Here is a 17,348-nt window from a genome sequence, read left to right as displayed (position 1 = left end):
AAGAGAGCAAGGGGAAAATTTGTCAAATCTATTGATCTTTTCGCAAAAATCCTGTAGACTGAGCAAAAGAAATGGAAGGAGAGAAACTTATGGGAAATGTCAAGATTGTTGATCATGGGATCGTCTATACAAAACCGAATGCAATCTTTTCGTACAATGGATGGCCATCCATCTGCCGCTGTGATGATGGGAGTCTATTGGCCTGTTTCTCAGGAGATCGTTTGGAGCACGTTTGTCCCTTTGGGCGGGTGTTGGCGGTGAGAAGTTTGGATGAAGGCAAAACCTGGTCTGCGCCGATCACGGCCATCAATACGCCGCTGGATGACAGGGATGCGGGAATCGTAAATTTAGGTCACAACCGGCTGTTGCTGACATCTTTCACAAACTCCCGCGAGATGCAGCGACAGTGTAAAGAAGGGCGAAGTGACATCAAGGCGGAGCTAGTCCGCGCCTATGTATCCTTGATTACAGAGGAACAGGAAGCGCGGTATTGTGGTTCCACCGTCTCGATCAGTGAGGATGGCGGCCGGACCTGGGGAGAGCCATTTCTTGTCCCGATCACAGCGCCCCATGGACCGATCCGGCTGCGGAGCGGAGCGCTGCTTTATGCTGGAACTCCCTTTCCCGCAAGTCCCCAGGGGGCGCCTTATCCCATTCATGTATACGGGAGCCAAGACGGCCGTACCTTTACCAAAGTGGGGCAGGTCGCCATGTGTCCAGAGCTTTCAGAGGGAATCTTTACGGAGCCACATCTTGTTGAGCTTCCCTCCGGACGTCTAGTTCTGCATATTCGGGTCCAGGGGGTTCTCAGTGAGGAGCAGATCTTTACCATCTGTCAGTCCATTAGCGACGACGGGGGAAAGACCTGGACTGTACCCCAGCCCACAGGTGCGCAGGGAGCGCCGCCACATCTGTTGCAGCACTCATCCGGAGCGCTCCTGTGCACATACGGCAAGCGTGTGGGGGATCGCACGGGGATTCGAGTCATGATCAGTGAGGATGGTGCCCAAACATGGGAGATTGATTCCATCCTGTGGGAGGAGGACGCAGACCGGCCATATAAGGGGGACCTTGGGTATCCGGCCAGCGTGGAACTGGACAATGGGGATCTTCTGACGGTCTACTATGGCGTTCCCAATGGTCAAAAGATGACAAGCATCCTGTGGACGCGCTGGCGGCTCAGATAAAGCTGCAACAAAAAGCTGTGAAAAATGATGTCTCATTTTTTCACAGCCCCTTTTTTGGTCATGATTGAATCAATTCCGCGATCATCGCCATCTTTTCCGGAATCGGAATGGATTGTGGACAGTGCTCCATACACTGACCGCAGGCGATGCACTGTTCTGCCCGCGCAGTCGCGTCGATCTCGTCAAAAACCTCTTTGTTTTGATTCAGGGCATACTGATTATAAAGAGAGAATACCGTCGGAATCTCCACCCCCGACGGACAATCCATGCAATAGCGGCAGCCAGTACAGGGGATGGTATCCTTTTTTCGGTATGCGTCCACTGCCCTGTCGATCACCTCATAGTCCGCTTCCGTAAGGGGTTCAAAATTCGTCATGGTCCTGACGTTATCTTCAATTTGCTCCATGGTGGACATGCCGCTGAGAACCGTCATCACATTGGGAAGGCTGGCGGCATAGCGGATGGCCCAGGAGGCTATGCTCTGGTCGGGCCGCGCCTCACGAAATAGCGCGTTAGCCGCCTCGCAAGGGTTCGCCAGAACGCCACCCCTTACGGGCTCCATCACAATGACCGGCAAGTGGTGGTCTGTGAGGATCTCATACTGCCGTTTTGCATTCTGCATATCCCAGTCCAGATAATTCAACTGAATCTGCGCGAAATCCCACTCATAGGCATCTACAATCTGTTCCAGAACCTGGGGAGAGTCGTGGAAGGAAAAGCCCAGGTTGCGGATCACACCCTCCCGTTTCTTCTCCGATAGAAACTCGTAGAGGCCAAAGTCGACACATTTCCGAAAATTGTCTTGATTCAGCGCGTGAAAGAGATAAAAATCAAAATAGTCCGTCTGTAACCTCTCCAGCTGATGATAAAAGATGCGCCGCATGGCGTCCGGAGAATCCGCTTCCCATATGGGCATCTTTGTCGCCAAATAAAAGCTGGACCGGTCATATTTCTTCAGGGCGCTGCCAAGAAAAACTTCCGAGCCGCCATCATGATATTTATATGCCGTGTCGAAATAGTTGATCCCCGAAGCAAAAGCATAGTCCACAATCTCCTGCGCCTTCACATAATCGATCTCCTGTGCCTCTGAATTCAGTCGAGGCAGCCGCATGCAGCCAAGTCCGAGAACGGAGACCTGGTCAGAACCTTTGTACGCCCGAGTATACACGTGATATTCCTCCAATCAATTAGTTTCGTCTATTGTACATCCTATAGATAACTATAAGTCAAGATAATTTTTAAAGATATTTGACAAATGTTTCAAGGCGGAGTAAACTAAAGAGACAAGCCAGTGAAAGGGAGGCCGAGTATGGCATACAGCATTGCCCAGGTAGCGGAAAAAACAGGGCTGAGCGTCTATACGCTCCGGTATTATGATAAAGAGGGGCTATTGCCCTTTATCCAGCGGACGGAGAGGGGAAACCGCTCCTTTACGGATGAAGATTTAGAATGGATCGGGCTGATCAATTGCTTGAAAGGTACGGGGATGTCGGTGAAACAAATCCGAGATTTTATCGCCCTCTGCATACAGGGAGATGAAACGCTGGAGGAGCGCCGGCAGATCTTTATTGAGCAAAGAGAGCGGGTTTTAGAACAGATTGAGGCGATGCAACAGCATCTAAAAAGGGTTGAGCACAAAATCCAGTTCTACAATCAAGCATGTGCCGCATATCAGAAGCAGCGCGATGAAAAAGAGGCGTAGGGGGAAAGCAAATGATGGAATTAGCATCGAAAGTTACAGACATCGTCAGGCAGGCGGGAATCAAAATGCGCCAGGTGTGTAACATGCAGATTCACACAAAAGAGGGACATGCAAATTTTGTCACGGATATGGATGTTAGCATTCAGAACGAGCTGATGGAAAAGTTACAGGATGTGGTGCCAGGCGCGTCCTTTATCGCGGAAGAGAAGGACAATGGGGAACCAGCGGGCCTTACCTGGCTCATCGACCCTATCGACGGCACGCAGAACTTTATCAACGGGTATCAACATTCCGCTATCTCTGTCGCCCTAGTGGCGGAAGGGAAGGGATGTCTCGGCGTCGTCTATGATCCATACTTACAGGAAATGTTCTGGGCAGTTCGAGGAGGAGGAGCCTTCGTCAACGATCGCCCTATCAAAGTATCGGAGCGGCCGCTGGAGACGGGGCTCGTCATCTTGGGAACATCCCCCTACCGGAGGGATCTTGCGAAGAAAACCTTCAGCGCGGCCCAGACCATCTTTCAGAGCTGCGGCGATATACGGCGCTCCGGGTCTGCGGCGCTGGATCTCTGCTATCTCGCCGCCGGCCGCTGTGAAGGGTTCTTCGAAATGGTCCTCTCCCCGTGGGATTACGCGGCGGCGTCCGTGCTGATTCAGGAAGCCGGCGGAATGATTGACGCCATCGCGCCAGATGCGTGGGGATACGGCAAGCCCATCGGCATCGTAGCTGGAAATCAAAAAGCATTTCAAGCGCTTAAGACTATTGTGGAGGATACACATGGAAAATTTTGAATTTTACACGCCGACCAAAATCTATTTTGGCCGGGATACGCACAAAAAAGTTGGAGAGATCATTGCAGGCTACGGATTTCACAAGATTTTGTTGCACTATGGAGGCGGCAGTATTCATAGAAGCGGGCTGTACAATGCGATTGTGACGTCCCTGCGGGAGCACGACATTGCGTGGGTGGAGCTGGGAGGAGTTTCCCCAAATCCGAAGCTGTCGCTGGCTAAGCAGGGAATGGAACTTTGCCGGGCTGAAAACGTAGAATTCATCCTGGCAGCCGGCGGCGGGAGCGTCCTAGACTCCGCAAAATGCATTGCGGACGGCGCTGCCAATCCAGATGTGGAGACATGGGAATTCTTTGAAAAGAAGAGGGAGCCACAGGGCGCGCTCCCTGTGGGCGCCATTTTGACCCTGGCCGCCTCCGGCAGTGAGATGAGCGCTTCCTGCGTCATCACCAACGAGGAGGGGTGGTTCAAGCGCGGCTTTAATTCCCCCTATCACCGCCCTCTCTTTTCCATTCTAAATCCCGAGCTTACCTTCACCGTCAGCCCATTCCAGACAGGTTGCGGCATTGTCGATATCATGATGCACACCATGGAGCGCTATTTTACCTTGTCGGAGAATGTGGATCTGACAGACCATTTAGCGGAAGGGCTTTTAAAATCCGTGATTGCGGCAGGGAAAAGGGCAATAGACAATCCCCGCGACTATGAGGCCAGAGCCACCCTGATGTGGGCAGGCAGTCTGTCCCACAATGATTTAACCGGGGCAGGGCGGCAGGTTTTCATGGGCGTCCATCAAATGGAACATGAGCTGTCAGGCATGTATGATTTCGTGGCACACGGCGCAGGTCTGTCTGTCCTATTTCCGGCCTGGGCTAAATTTCAGTATCCCTATGCCACTCAGCGGTTCTGTCAGTTTGCAGTGCGGGTCTGGAACCTGGAGATGGACTATGAACATCCGGAGGAGACAGCGAAAGCAGGAATTGCCGCTACGGAGGCGTTTTTTGCGTCTCTTGGTATGCCGGTCCGTCTGAGAGAACTGGGCATCGGAGCAGAGAAGCTAGAAGAGATGGCGGAAAAATGTACCTTCTTTGGCAAGCGGATCCTGCCAGACTATAAGCCTCTGGGAAAAGCTGAGATTATGGAGATCTACCGGTTAGCGCTGGGCTAAAATTCCATTATTTCCCAGGAAATGAGATCCGCCCCTTTTCCGCGTCCACAAAAACCTGTGCGCCGAGAGGCAGGCATAGCGATGGCATACAATGGCCACACACAAGATTTTCCAGTATGGGCTTTCCCTCTGGAACAAGAAGATCTTGAAAGATTCGGCCAAGAGGAAGGGAAGATTCAGGGTTAGCGGGATCGCAATCGGTCCATTCGCCCAGCAAAATCCCAGCGCAATCCTTGAATTTTCCTGCATTTCGCAGCTGGACCAGCATCCGGTCAATCTGGTATGGCTGTTCCTTGACATCTTCCAAAAATAAAATTTTCCCCCGCGTATCGATCTCATAGGGAGTTCCCAGAGAAGAAGCGACGAGGGTCAGATTACCGCCGGTCAATTCACCTTCCGCCTGTCCAGATACCAAGGGCAGGAAGGGAATGTCCGGCGGATTTTCAATTGCGTCCTCCTCGAATCCTGCCATGCAGTTCAAGATTTGGCGGCGCGTATAGGGATCCAGACCTTTGTGTACAATGGTGGATGGCATGGGAATGTGATAGGTCATGAGTTGGCAAAACTGATTTAGACAGATGTGGAGGGCGGTTATATCGCTAAAGCCTCCAAAAAACTTAGGGCATGACCGTATACGGTCAAAATCCAGGAGAGGCAGGATGCGGGATGCGCCGTAGCCGCCTCGAATGCAGAAAATTCCGTCGATGGCCGGGTCCAAAAATGCTTCCATCAAGTCCTTTGCGCGGGCACTGTCATCGCCGGCCAGATAGCCGTGGCGGAGATGGACGCTGGGATACAGTACTGGAACAAGGCCCAATTCTTCCAGCACGCGGGAGCACTGTTCTGGCTCGCCAGGGGAGACGGGACCGGAGGGGGCGATGAGAGCAGCGCGGGATCCTTTTTGCAGTGGTCTTGGTTTTACCATAGAGCACCTCATTTTTTTGTATTACTATATGGTCTCAAACCTGCGAATATAACAAATTCCGAGAGCGGAAGGACCCGTATACGTCCCGATGGTTGCGCCGGTAGGCAGATATTGTACGTCGACAGGGCGGCCCAACATGGATTCCAGTTGATCCTGAATAATGGCGCCGTCCTCATAGCAGGTCCCAACCTCAACGCCAAAGCGGTACGAGGCGTAATCTTCGGAGGGAACGTCATCTTGAAACATTTCCAGAATCTTCTGCATGGCCCTTTTTCGGCCGCGGGCTTTTCCAAAGGGGATTAATTCGCCGTCTTTCAACACGATCAGCGGTTGGATGTTCAGAACAGATCCAGCGATGGCGCTCACCTTGCCGATTCGGCCCCCCTTTTGGAGATACTCAAGGGTATCCAAAGTAAATTGAATCCGCGCGGTGTCCTTAAGAATTGTCAGTTTGTCCATAATGGAATCGACGGACAGGCCGGCGTCCCGCATCCGGCAGGCCTCTAAAACCAACAATCCCTGGGCTCCGGTCGCCAGGCGTGAGTTGAGCACTTCCACCCGGGCGCCGGGATATTTTTCGCAGGTCATGGAAGCCGCGTTGAAGGCTGACTGGGCGGAACCGGAAAAAGCGTCAGTGATGCAGATGCATATGACATCGTATCCCGCTTCGATGCTGTCGGCAAAGGCATTGCTGTAGTCTTCAATGGTGGGTACGGAAGTCTTGGGAAAAATCCCGCCGGTCAACTGTTTAAAAAAATCATCCCGCGATAATTCCACGCCCTCCTTCTGGTAATGGGTTTTATCAAAGGAAATATAAAACGGAATCACTTGTATCTGATGAGCTTGAATTTCGTCTGCCGGTAAGTCACAGGAACTATCTGACAGGATCCGAATTGGACGCATAAAATCCTCCTTTAGTATTGTTGGTCTGCCTGAAAAAGGTATAGGAGATATTATATATGATTTTACAGCAAACTACAAGTTTTTTGCATATTTTTTTATAAATGACAGATTCTAACGATACAATACAAGTGTTTAGGAGGTAGTATCATCATGAGAAAACCTATAGTTCTCCTGCTTTGCACGTGCATGGTCCTTTCCCTTTGGACTCCAGCTAGGACAGTCGAGGCGGAGACTTCTCTGAATATTTCCGCTCCATCAGCTGTTTTGATGGAGCCATCTACGGGACAGGTTCTGTACGAGAGCAATAGCCATGAAGCGCTGCGTCCCGCCAGCGTCACGAAAGTCATGACCATTTTGCTGGCCTATGAGGCAGTGCGCGATGGAAAAGCCTCGATGGAGGATATGGTCACCGTCAGCGAAAATGCAGCAGGATACGGAGGGTCTACGATTTTGCTGGAGGCGGGGGAATCCATCGCACTCAGCAATTTGATCAAAGGGATGTGCGTCGCATCAGGCAATGACGCCGCAATCGCGACGGCGGAATATATCGGTGGAAGCCAGGATGGCTTTGTCGAGATGATGAACGCCCGCGCAAAGGAGCTGGGGATGAACGACACGCATTTTGTCAATCCCTGCGGCCTGGACGCGGACGGCCATGTGACAAGTGCCTATGATATTGCCCTGATGTCGAGAGAGCTGATCAATAATTTTCCGGAAGTATTCGAGTATACCACCATCTGGCATGAGATGATGCCTCATCAGTGGAAAAAGGGAGCCGGCGAGACCGACATGGTCAACACCAACAAGCTCATCCAGAGCTACGAGGGGATGAACGGTTTAAAGACGGGATTTACCCGGCTAGCCAAGTATTCCATCTCGGCGACGGCAAAACGCGGTGACTTGCAATTGATCGCGGTGGTTATGGGGGCGGAAACAAAGGACCAGCGCTCCGCCGATGTATGCACCCTTTTGGACTATGGATTTGGAGGGTACGGCTTTTTTAAGGTGGAGACCGATGGCAATGAGGCGGGAACGGTTCCCATTCGCGGCGGCGATGCGGATGAAGTCGTGGCGCTGGTCCAAGGAAACGTCCAAATGCTCACAGAAAAGAGTAATCCCATTAGTGCGGAGAGCCTGACGAAAGAAGTGCAATTGAAGGATGGCATCGAGGCGCCGGTGAAAGCGGGGGATGCCCTGGGAGAAATCGTATATTCCCTAGATGGGAAGGAGGTCGCCAGACTTCCCCTAGTCGCGGCCGCCGATGTGCAGAAGATGGATTTTACCCGAATCCTCCAGAAACTTTTAGCCAAATGGATGTAAGGTGATATCGAGAAAGCAGATATAATAATTAAATTATTTCTGCTTTTTTCTTGCATTTTTGGGAGGGAACTTGTACAATAAAAGATATTGTCGATTGCGAGGGCGAAGGGAGGGAGCTAGGTGGCGCTGGAAGTCAGGCTGCCGGTATTTGAAGGGCCGTTGGATCTGCTGTTGCACTTGATTGAAAAAAATCAGCTGAATATTTATGATATCCCCATCTTTGAGGTGACAAAGCAGTATCTGGAGTATCTGAGGCAGATGAACGAGATGAACATGGAAATCGCCAGTGAATTTGTGGTCATGGCGGCAACCCTGATCAACATCAAGGCGCGGATGCTTCTGCCGGCGGCGCAAAAAAACGAAGAGGAGGAAGAGGATCCGCGGGAGGCGCTGATTGCTAGACTCCTGGAGTACAAGAAATATAAACAGGCCGCTGCATTTCTGCGAGAAAATCAGACGGGGGATTCAGAATTGATCCTATACCGGAAGCCGGAGGACATCCAAGGAGAACGCCCCATGCCCACCCTGGAGGAATTGCTGGAGGGTGTGACGCTGCAGGAACTGTATTCGGTTTATACGAAGCTGATGCGGGGCAAGCGGGATAGTGTGGACATGGTGCGCTCCCAGTTTAACTCCGTGGAGAAGGACGAATACACCATAGAGGAGAAAATCGAGTCTCTCATGAAGACCATGGAATTGCTGGAGGAAGTCAGCTTTTACAGCTTGCGGGAAAAGAGCCGGTCGAAAATCGAGACGATTACATACTTTATGGCAATGTTGGAACTCAGCCGGATGAACCGGGTCGTATTGAGGCAGGACGGTATTTTTTCTGATATTATCATGGTCATGAGGAGAGAAGAGGTAGAGGATGGAAGAGTTGAATCTTAAACGGTTGGAAAAGATCGCGGAATCGCTGCTATTCGCTGCTGGAGAGCCAGTTAGCCTGGACAGTATCGCCAGAGTTCTTGGGCAGAATCCTTCCACCGCCCGGAAGATCGTCAGTCAGCTTAAAGACTATTATGACCGGGAAGAGCGTGGAATGCAGATTCTGGAGATCGAAAATTCCTATCAGATGACAAGCCGTCCTGACTACTATACTCATATCAAGCTCTTATACCGATCCGGGCAGAAAATCACCCTGACAGAAACCCAGCTGGAAACCCTGGCCATCATTGCATACCGGCAACCGGTCACGAAGCAGGAGGTGGAGGAGATTCGAGGCGTTCGGTCGGACAACATCATCAACCGCCTGATCGATTTTAACCTCGTTGTGGAAAAGGGGAGGCTGAAAGCGCCGGGACGTCCCATTCTCTTTGGAACCACAGATGAATTTCTGCGGTATTTTGGTTTCCGAAGCATCCGCGATCTCCCCTATTTGCAAAATGCAGAGCAGCTGGAGGAGGGGGATTTACCCAAGGATTTTTTCCAGGTTTCAAACGAGGACGAGGAATAAATTAAGCGGCAACATACTATACTCTTCTTAGACGATGAATATTTGGATGTGATGCTGTGAAGAGGAAGAAGTATGGATTCCGGATTGTATATGGAATCGTGCTTGTGTTGGTTTTGTTTTGGCCTAACCTTATCTGTGGGGATGGGGCGCCGGAGCAATCGGATCTCAACGCCTTATCGGCCGTCGTTATGGAAGCCGAATCAGGGAGGATCCTATATGATAAAAATGGATCCGAGCCTCGCGCCATGGCGAGTACGACGAAGATCATGACCCTGACCGTTGCGCTGGAAAACGGCAATCTCTCCGACATGGTATCCGTCAGCGCCAATGCGGCGCAGCAGCCGGAGGTCAATATGAATCTTCGAGAAGGAGAAACATTCGTATTGGAGGACTTACTGTACGCTCTAATGCTGCAATCCTACAATGATGTGGCTGTCGCTGTGGCAGAACACGTTGGCGGATCCGTTGAAAATTTTTGTGCCATGATGACGGAGAAAGCGCAGGAGATCGGGGCAAAGAACACATGCTTTAAAACGCCAAGTGGTTTGGACGCGGAAGGACATCAGACGACAGCGGCGGATTTGGCCCTCATTACGGCCTATGCAGTCCAGAATGAGACTTTTATGAAGATCGTGGGGACCCAATCCTATGAGATTCAGCAAAATCGGGGGAACAGCCGCAGTGTATCCCTATCCAATAAAAATCCGCTGTTGACAGCCTACCCCGGCGCCACCGGTGGCAAGACGGGGTTTACCTCCCAAGCGGGGCTTTGCCTTGTGGGGATCGCCTCCCGCGATGGTGTTCAGCTTATCTCCGTGGTCTTAGGATCTGGGTGGCCGCCCCATTCCCAATATCGAATCGCGGATACAAAGAAGTTATTGGACTACGGGTTCCTGAATTATACCTGGAAGACCGTACCCCTTGATGGAAAGGATACCCAAGAGGCGATTGAGGTGTCCCGCGGTACGACGGCGCAGGTGGGAACCAAAATCGAAGGCGATTTCAAATATTTTATGAAAGACGATGACCAGCTGGAGATTCACTATGACCTCCCCTATGTGTTGGAGGCGCCGGTTGAGGCCGGTGAGGTGGTGGGAGAGGCTACGGTCTATGTGGATGGAAAGGCAGCGCAGTCTCTGCCGGTTGTAACGGCGGAGGGATCGGCGCGAATGGATTTTACCTATTTTTTACATAGGGTGTTGGAAGGTTTTTTTCATACAGAAGTTCAAATGTAGGAGAAGAAATGGAGAGTACAATGGAGAACATGCGTTTACAAAAGTTTATGGCTTTGGCTGGATGTGGATCCAGGAGGAAATGTGAGGCCTGGATTGCCGATGGACAGGTGCGGGTCAATGGCGCGATTGTCACAGAATTGGGCACGAAGATCGATCCAGAGCAGGATACAGTCCAGTTCCGTGGGAAAAGAATACAACTGGAAGAGAAAAAGGTGACCGTCGCTCTAAATAAACCAGCCGGCTACATCACCACCAGTAAGGACCAATTTGGCCGGCCCAATGTGTGTGAATTGATCGACCTCCCAGGGGTGCGGCTGTATCCCATCGGCCGGTTGGACTATCAGACCACAGGTCTACTGCTGCTGACCAACGATGGGGAGCTTGCCTACGCCATGACCCATCCGAAACACCATGTAGCAAAGGTGTACCACGGCATACTAAAAGGAATGGTGCAGCAGGAGGACATAGAGAAGCTGCGGGCAGGCGTGACACTGGAGGATGGCTACGTGACGAGGCCGGCGCAGGCTAAATATCTTGGAGCTGCGGGCAGCCACAGCCGTGTGGAGATTACTGTCTATGAGGGAAAGAACCACCAGGTGCGAAGAATGGCCAGGGCGATTGGCCATCCAGTGCTGAAACTCCGGCGCGTGGCGGTGGGCAGTGTGCGACTGGGAAGGTTGGAGGAGGGCGAATACCGAGTCCTAACCCAGGAGGAGATTCAGGCTCTGAAAGACAGCGCTCTGATCCAGGAGACGCTATGATCATTTCATCCCATATCACGGGCCAGCTGCATACAATGCTGGAGCCGCACATTCAAAAGGGTGGCGTGTACGTCGATGCGACGGCAGGAGGTGGACGGGACACGCTGTTTTTGGCGAGCCATGTTGGAGCAGCTGGCAAGATCTACGCCTTTGACATTCAGGGAGAGGCGCTTGTACAGACGAGAGCAAGACTGTTAACCCATGAGGTCACGGCTTCGGTGGATTTGATCCTCGATTCCCATGCGAAGCTAGACGCATATGTGAAGGCGCCCATAGACGGCATGATGTTTAACCTGGGGTACCTTCCAGGAGGCGATCCAACTGTGGTGACAAGGGGAGAAAGTACCTGTGAGGCGTTGGACAAGGCGCTGGCGCTGCTAAAAAAGGGCGGTTTCATATCACTTCTGTGCTACACAGGCCATCCGGGGGGAATGGACGAGTACAGGGCCGTATCGGCATATGCGTCGCGGCTGGACAGGCACATGGCGCAGGTGGTGGAGATGCGATGGAGCAATAGTCCCCAGTCGCCACCGGTCCTGATTTTGATAGAAAAATCAATTTCGTATCCCATGTAGTATGAAATTCGAAAGAATTTCTTTTTTTTATATTAAATTTGCCATTGTAAATTGACGGAAACTGATGTATAATTTATCTTGGTCAAAAGTTGGGTTGTTATTTTTATAACAGTTCTGAGTCGAAAGGACTCACATTTGGTTGAACTGTGAACCTTCGGCCAAGAATAAAATAATTTTATAGTGGAGGTAGCCAATGAGTACAGTGGAGAAGATTCAAGAACTCAAAAAGAGTCGCGCAGCGCTTGAATCCAGCGGAAAAGCGGCAAGAGAACGGATTTCCATGGTATTGGATCCGTTGAGCTTCGTTGAGATCGGCGCCTTTGTCAACCACAGGAGCACAGATTTTAACATGGTTTCCCAGGATACGCCTGCCGATGGCGTGGTAACCGGGTACGGAACCATCCAGGGGAGACTGGTTTATGTATACAGCCAGGACGCGTCCGTCATGGGCGGAGCCGTTGGGGAGATGCATGCCAGAAAGATTGCAAAGCTTTATGAGAAGGCGCTGGAGATGGGAGCGCCGGTGATCGGGATTCTGGATTCCGCCGGTCTTCGCTTGCAGGAGTTGACAGATGCGCTGGAGGGCTATGGCGCCATCTACCAGGTCAAAGCGAAAGCCTCCGGTGTGATACCACAGATTACCGTCGTTGCGGGTATGTGTGCTGGCGGAGAGACATTGTTGCCCGGCATGTCGGATTTTACATTTATGCTGGAAAAGCAATCTAAGGTGTTTGTCTCCAGTCCCAATGCCATGGAAAAGGGGACGAAGGAGGAGGATATCGCGGGAGCCAAGGTTCACGGAGCGAAGAGCGGCATGGCAGACTTTGTCTGCGAGGATGAGGCGGACTGCTTTGCCAAGGTGCGCACTCTGGTGGACCTGCTGCCGGCCAACAATGCGGAGGATGCTCCGGTCTACGAGGACATGGATGATCTCAACCGAGTGAGTGAGGTGTTGGATTCCATAGTACCGGAAGACGGGGAAGGATTCGATGTGCGGGGCGTCATCGGCGAGCTGGCGGACAACGCAATCTTTGTGGAGACGAAAGCGGATTTTGCTCCAGGGATGGTGACCGGTTTTGTGCGGCTCAACGGGGGAACTGTTGGAGTCGTCGCCAATAACAGCGCGGTGGAGGATGGCATTCTGACCATCGCTGGATGCCGGAAAGCAGCCGGATTCGTTGCCTTTTGTGATGCTTTCTCCATTCCGATTCTGACGCTGACGGATACCGCTGGATTCGCGGCGAGTGTGCAGGAAGAAAACGGAGGTCTGGCCGATGCGGTCTCGAAGATGACGTTTGCCTTTGCCAGCGCCACGGCGCCAAAGATCAATGTGATTTTGCGGAAGGCCTATGGCAGCGCCTATGTCACCATGAATTCCAAGCACATCGGAGCCGATGTTGTGTACGCCTGGCCGACCGCTGATATTTCCGTTATGAATTCCGTGTCGGCAGCGCGGATCATGTTTGCCAAGGATGTGGAGGCGGGCGCTGATTTATCGGAGAAAGCGGCGGATTTTGAGGTGCTGTCCTCCCCTTATGCGGCGGCCAGCCGCGGGTATATCGATGATATCATCGAACCGGCGTTGACGCGCAAACACCTTCTTGTTGCTCTGGGAATGCTGATCAGCAAGCGCCAGGAAGGCCCTGCCAAAAAACATGGCACCATACTGTAGTGAGGTGACGATCCTATGATGAATACTGTAGTATTGGAAGCGTCCGGACGATTGGCCGACAGGTTGGTCACGGAAGACGGCTGGCTGGGGGCCCTGGGACAAGGGCTGGGCGTCACCGTCGCAGGACTGGTCATCGTTTTCGCGGCTCTCCTGATCATTGCCGCCCTGATCAGCGTCTTTGCCAGGCTGGCGGAGGGAAAGCAAAAGCCCTTGCCGGAGATTGAGCCGGCAGCGGTGCCGGAGCCTGCTGCGCCTGTAACCCAAGTGGAAGAGACTGTGGACGAGGAAGAGCTTGTTGCGGTGCTGACAGCGGCGGTTGCCGCTTGCATGGACCGGCCGGCTGATGGGCTGGTAGTTCGCTCATACCGGCGGGTTGGAGGAAATGGCCGTTCCTGGACAGGGCGGTAATGGATAGAACGACATTATATTAAATCAGGAGGATTCGATTATGAGAAAGTTCATGATTACCGTTAATGGTACTGCATATGAGGTTGAAGTAGAGGAACTTGGCGCATCCACACCGGCTGCGGCCACGGCTGCACCTGTTGCCCCCACGGCCGCGCCCGCTGCGCCGAAAGCCGCGCCCGCACCCGCCGCGAAACCTGCCGCGCCCGCTGGAGCCGCCGGAGCCAATAAGGTCAGCGCTCCCATGCCCGGAAAGATTTTGGATGTGAAGGTTGCCGCCGGCGACGATGTGAAGAGAGGACAGGTCGTGGCGATCTTAGAGGCAATGAAGATGGAGAATGAGATCGTGGCGCCGGTCGATGGCAAGGTTGCCACTGTCAATGTGAATAAAGGAGCTTCTGTGGAAACGGGAGATGTGTTGATTACCATCGGCTAATTTTAAGGAGGAAAGACAATGAACCTCATTGCAATGAATTTCTTGTCGGATTTGGGCGACATGCTTGTAAAGTTTGGCGTCGAATCCGGATTTGCTCAGTTTTTCAACGGCGTTGGCTGGAAAAATCTGATTATGATCGGGGTCGCATTGGTATGCCTGTATTTAGCCATCGGCAAACAATATGAACCCTTATTGCTCGTGCCCATTTCCATCGGGATGCTTCTGTCCAATCTGCCGCTGTCCGGAATGATGAACGAACTGGTGAAGGAGGGTGACACGGTCATCCAGGAGGAAGGGCTTCTCCATGTTTTTTATAGTTTGAAGGGAATTTTCCCGTCCCTGATCTTCATGGGCGTCGGCGCCATGACGGACTTTGGGCCGCTGATCGCCAACCCGAAGAGCATCCTGCTGGGAGCGGCGGCGCAGATGGGAATCTTCTTCGCCTTCCTGGGGGCTATTGTGTTAGGGCTCGCCTTCCCGAGCATGAACATGACGTACGGATTGGCGGCTTCCATCGGAATTATCGGCGGTGCTGACGGTCCCACGGCGATACTGACCACGACGAAGTTGGCGACGGACTATCTGGCTCCCATTGCGGTGGCTGCGTATTCCTACATGGCGTTGGTGCCAGTTATTCAGCCGCCGATTATGAAGGCGCTGACGACGAAGGAAGAGCGCTGCATCAAGATGGAACAGCTGCGGCCGGTTTCCCAGAGGGAGAAGATTCTATTCCCCATCGTCGTGTCGATTCTGGTCATTCTCATCTTGCCGGATACAGCGCCTTTGATCGGTATGCTCATGTTCGGCAATCTGTTAAAGGAATGCCTGGTTACAAAACAGCTGGCGGAGACTGCGTCCAACGCCCTTATGTATATCATAACCATCATGCTGGGAACAGCGGTGGGCGCTTCGGCACAGGCAGAGACATTTTTAACCTTCCAGACGCTGGGTATCTTGTTGCTGGGCGTCGTCGCCTTCATGGTGAGTACGGCGGGAGGTGTCCTGTTCGGAAAGATCATGTGCAAGGCAACCCACGGCAAGGTGAATCCTCTCATCGGAGCGGCGGGCGTGTCGGCGGTGCCCATGGCGGCCCGTGTCGCACAGAAGGTCGGCAGCCAGGAGGACCCCACCAATTTCCTGCTCATGCACGCGATGGGACCCAACGTGGCTGGAGTCATCGGCTCCGCCATTGCCGCCGGCGTATTCCTGAAGTTCTTTGGTTAAGGCGAATAAATAAGGAGGATAATCGCATATGGCTGAAAATATAAACAAACCTGTGAAGATTGTGGACACGGCCCTTCGCGACGCGCCGCAGTCTCTGATCGCGACCCGCATGTCGACAGAGGAGATGTTGCCCATCGTTGAGAAGATGGATAAGGTGGGATACTACGCTGTCGAGTGTTGGGGAGGCGCTACCTTTGACGCTTGTCTTCGATTCATGAAGGAAGATCCGTGGGAACGCCTTCGCAAATTCCGCGATGGATTTAAAAATACGAAGTTGCAGATGCTCCTGCGCGGACAAAATATTCTTGGATACCGTCACTATGCCGACGATGTGGTGGAATACTTCGTGCAGAAAGCGGTTGCCAACGGTATGGACATTATCCGTATCTTTGACGCGCTCAATGACCTTCGAAATGTCAAGACGGCCGTGGCGGCGACGAAGAGAGAGGGCGGTCATGCGCAGCTGGCGCTGTGCTACACGCTGAGCGACGTGCATACGCTGGAATACTGGGTCGATCTTGCAAAGCGCATTGAGGATATGGGCGCTGACTCCATCTGTATCAAAGATATGGCCGGATTGTTGGTACCCTACAAGGCTGCGGAGTTGGTCAAGGCGCTGAAAGAAAACGTGAGCCTGCCCATTGATCTGCACACCCATTACACCTCCGGCGTCGCGTCCATGACGCAGTTGAAGGCAGTTGAGGCAGGGTGTGATATCATCGATACGGCGATCTCGCCCTTTGCCCTGGGAACCAGCCAGCCGGCAACGGAAGTCATGGTGGAAACCTTTAAGGGAACCCCTTATGACACAGGGTTGGACAATAACCTGTTAGCCGAGATTGCGGATTACTTCCGCCCCATCCGTCAGCGCGCGCTGGATACCGGCTTGCTGAACCCGAAAGTTTTGGGTGTGGATATTCAGGCGCTTCTGTATCAGGTTCCAGGTGGAATGCTCTCCAATCTGCTATCCCAGTTGAAGACGCTGGGGGCAGAAGATAAATATGAGGAAGTCCTTAAAGAAATCCCGCGGGTTCGCGCAGATTTTGGATATCCGCCGCTTGTCACGCCGTCCAGCCAGATTGTGGGCACCCAGGCCGTATTCAACGTCGTCATGGGAGAGCGCTATAAGAACGTGACGAAGGAATCCAAGGCCATCGTCCGCGGCGAGTATGGACAGACACCGGCTCCCATATCGGAAGAAATCCGAAAGAAAATTATCGGAGATGAAGAGCCCATCACCTGCCGGCCGGCAGATCTGCTGAAACCGGAGCTGGCGACCATCGAAGCTCAGATGAAGCAGTGGAAGGAGCAGGACGAGGATGTGCTGTCCTATGCGCTGTTCCCCCAGGTGGCGGAGGAATTTTTCAAGTACCGGGAAGCGCAGAAGACGAAGATCGACCCGACCCTCGTCGATGCGGATCATAAAGTGTACCCGGTATAATAAGCAGAGTAGGAAGCTGCTGTCTCCCAGGAGACAGCAGTTTTTTATCCACCAGAAAGTCCGCCGGGAGGCGGACCTAGATTTAAAGAACCGAAGGTTCTTGCAACCTTTTTTGCAGTCATCCTCCGCGGAAAAATCTTTGGAAGGGAC

General features: G+C 52.6%; 18 protein-coding genes. 15 read left to right on the top strand and 3 right to left on the bottom strand.

Annotation, left to right across the window (positions count from 1 at the left end; genetic code table 11):
* Nucleotides 1–89 precede the first annotated feature (89 nt).
* On the top strand, nucleotides 90–1,187 hold the full coding sequence (locus tag H8730_RS05695) for a sialidase family protein (RefSeq protein WP_177717627.1): 1,098 nt from the start codon (nucleotides 90–92) through the stop codon (nucleotides 1,185–1,187).
* Nucleotides 1,188–1,245: 58 nt separating this feature from the next.
* Here H8730_RS05695 and H8730_RS05690 read toward each other — a convergent pair whose 3' ends face one another.
* Nucleotides 1,246–2,355, bottom strand: coding sequence for an aldo/keto reductase (locus tag H8730_RS05690; protein WP_249289555.1), 1,110 nt, complete (start codon nucleotides 2,353–2,355; stop codon nucleotides 1,246–1,248).
* Between the two features lie 141 nt (nucleotides 2,356–2,496).
* Here H8730_RS05690 and H8730_RS05685 point away from each other — a divergent pair, with 141 nt between their 5' ends.
* Genes H8730_RS05685 through H8730_RS05675 form a run of 3 tightly spaced genes read left to right on the top strand, consistent with a single transcriptional unit; the run spans nucleotide 2,497 to nucleotide 4,848 of the window.
* Nucleotides 2,497–2,889: a MerR family transcriptional regulator gene (locus H8730_RS05685; RefSeq protein ID WP_177717629.1), complete on the top strand. Its 393-nt coding sequence runs from the start codon at nucleotides 2,497–2,499 to the stop codon at nucleotides 2,887–2,889.
* Nucleotides 2,890–2,900: 11 nt separating this feature from the next.
* Nucleotides 2,901–3,680 (top strand): inositol monophosphatase family protein, encoded by a 780-nt coding sequence (locus H8730_RS05680; protein WP_177717631.1) that lies wholly within the window; start codon nucleotides 2,901–2,903, stop codon nucleotides 3,678–3,680.
* Nucleotides 3,667–4,848: an iron-containing alcohol dehydrogenase gene (locus tag H8730_RS05675; protein ID WP_177717633.1), complete on the top strand. Its 1,182-nt coding sequence runs from the start codon at nucleotides 3,667–3,669 to the stop codon at nucleotides 4,846–4,848. The genes H8730_RS05680 and H8730_RS05675 overlap by 14 nt, the downstream gene beginning before the upstream one ends.
* A 7-nt stretch (nucleotides 4,849–4,855) precedes the next feature.
* On the opposite strand, the gene H8730_RS05670 is transcribed toward H8730_RS05675, so the two are convergent.
* Both H8730_RS05670 and H8730_RS05665 read right to left on the bottom strand, forming a co-directional pair.
* Nucleotides 4,856–5,773, bottom strand: coding sequence for a S66 peptidase family protein (locus tag H8730_RS05670; RefSeq protein ID WP_177717636.1), 918 nt, complete (start codon nucleotides 5,771–5,773; stop codon nucleotides 4,856–4,858).
* A 24-nt stretch (nucleotides 5,774–5,797) separates the two neighbouring features.
* Entirely contained in the window at nucleotides 5,798–6,676 is an 879-nt protein-coding gene (locus H8730_RS05665) for a DegV family protein (protein ID WP_177717638.1), read from the bottom strand.
* A gap of 150 nt (nucleotides 6,677–6,826) precedes the next feature.
* On the opposite strand from H8730_RS05665, the gene H8730_RS05660 reads away from it, so the two are divergent.
* The 11 genes from H8730_RS05660 (at nucleotide 6,827) to H8730_RS05610 (ending at nucleotide 17,198) form a co-directional block, all read left to right on the top strand.
* Nucleotides 6,827–7,996 (top strand): D-alanyl-D-alanine carboxypeptidase family protein, encoded by a 1,170-nt coding sequence (locus H8730_RS05660; RefSeq protein WP_177717640.1) that lies wholly within the window; start codon nucleotides 6,827–6,829, stop codon nucleotides 7,994–7,996.
* Between the two features lie 120 nt (nucleotides 7,997–8,116).
* Nucleotides 8,117–8,884, top strand: a complete 768-nt coding sequence (locus H8730_RS05655) for a segregation/condensation protein A (RefSeq protein ID WP_177717642.1) — start codon at nucleotides 8,117–8,119, stop codon at nucleotides 8,882–8,884.
* Nucleotides 8,865–9,449, top strand: a complete 585-nt coding sequence (gene scpB / locus H8730_RS05650; protein ID WP_177717644.1) for an SMC-Scp complex subunit ScpB — start codon at nucleotides 8,865–8,867, stop codon at nucleotides 9,447–9,449. The genes H8730_RS05655 and scpB overlap by 20 nt, the downstream gene beginning before the upstream one ends.
* A 56-nt stretch (nucleotides 9,450–9,505) precedes the next feature.
* Nucleotides 9,506–10,684 carry a D-alanyl-D-alanine carboxypeptidase family protein gene (locus tag H8730_RS05645; protein WP_177717646.1) on the top strand — a complete coding sequence of 393 codons (1,179 nt, stop codon included), beginning with the start codon at nucleotides 9,506–9,508 and terminating at the stop codon, nucleotides 10,682–10,684.
* An 8-nt stretch (nucleotides 10,685–10,692) separates the two neighbouring features.
* Nucleotides 10,693–11,445, top strand: a complete 753-nt coding sequence (locus tag H8730_RS05640) for a pseudouridine synthase (RefSeq protein ID WP_249289554.1) — start codon at nucleotides 10,693–10,695, stop codon at nucleotides 11,443–11,445.
* A complete protein-coding gene (mnmM, locus tag H8730_RS05635) occupies nucleotides 11,442–12,020 on the top strand; it encodes a tRNA 5-(aminomethyl)-2-thiouridylate-methyltransferase MnmM (RefSeq protein ID WP_177717648.1) in 579 nt (192 codons plus the stop codon). Before H8730_RS05640 ends, mnmM begins: the two co-directional genes overlap by 4 nt.
* A 193-nt stretch (nucleotides 12,021–12,213) precedes the next feature.
* Nucleotides 12,214–13,692 carry an acyl-CoA carboxylase subunit beta gene (locus H8730_RS05630; protein ID WP_177717650.1) on the top strand — a complete coding sequence of 493 codons (1,479 nt, stop codon included), beginning with the start codon at nucleotides 12,214–12,216 and terminating at the stop codon, nucleotides 13,690–13,692.
* 15 nt (nucleotides 13,693–13,707) lie between these two features.
* Nucleotides 13,708–14,100, top strand: a complete 393-nt coding sequence (locus H8730_RS05625) for an OadG family transporter subunit (protein WP_177717652.1) — start codon at nucleotides 13,708–13,710, stop codon at nucleotides 14,098–14,100.
* A 40-nt stretch (nucleotides 14,101–14,140) separates the two neighbouring features.
* The gene (locus H8730_RS05620) at nucleotides 14,141–14,533 is read left to right on the top strand and encodes a biotin/lipoyl-containing protein (protein WP_249289553.1); all 393 of its coding nucleotides are present in this window, start codon (nucleotides 14,141–14,143) and stop codon (nucleotides 14,531–14,533) included.
* A gap of 60 nt (nucleotides 14,534–14,593) precedes the next feature.
* Nucleotides 14,594–15,757: a sodium ion-translocating decarboxylase subunit beta gene (locus H8730_RS05615; protein WP_283243877.1), complete on the top strand. Its 1,164-nt coding sequence runs from the start codon at nucleotides 14,594–14,596 to the stop codon at nucleotides 15,755–15,757.
* A 28-nt stretch (nucleotides 15,758–15,785) separates the two neighbouring features.
* Nucleotides 15,786–17,198, top strand: coding sequence for an oxaloacetate decarboxylase subunit alpha (locus tag H8730_RS05610; protein WP_249289552.1), 1,413 nt, complete (start codon nucleotides 15,786–15,788; stop codon nucleotides 17,196–17,198).
* Nucleotides 17,199–17,348 lie beyond the last annotated feature (150 nt).

Origin of the sequence: Bianquea renquensis, assembly GCF_014384895.1 — a bacterium.
Lineage (GTDB): Bacteria > Bacillota > Clostridia > Lachnospirales > Bianqueaceae > Bianquea > Bianquea renquensis.
This window is presented reverse-complemented; position numbering and strand designations above follow the sequence as displayed.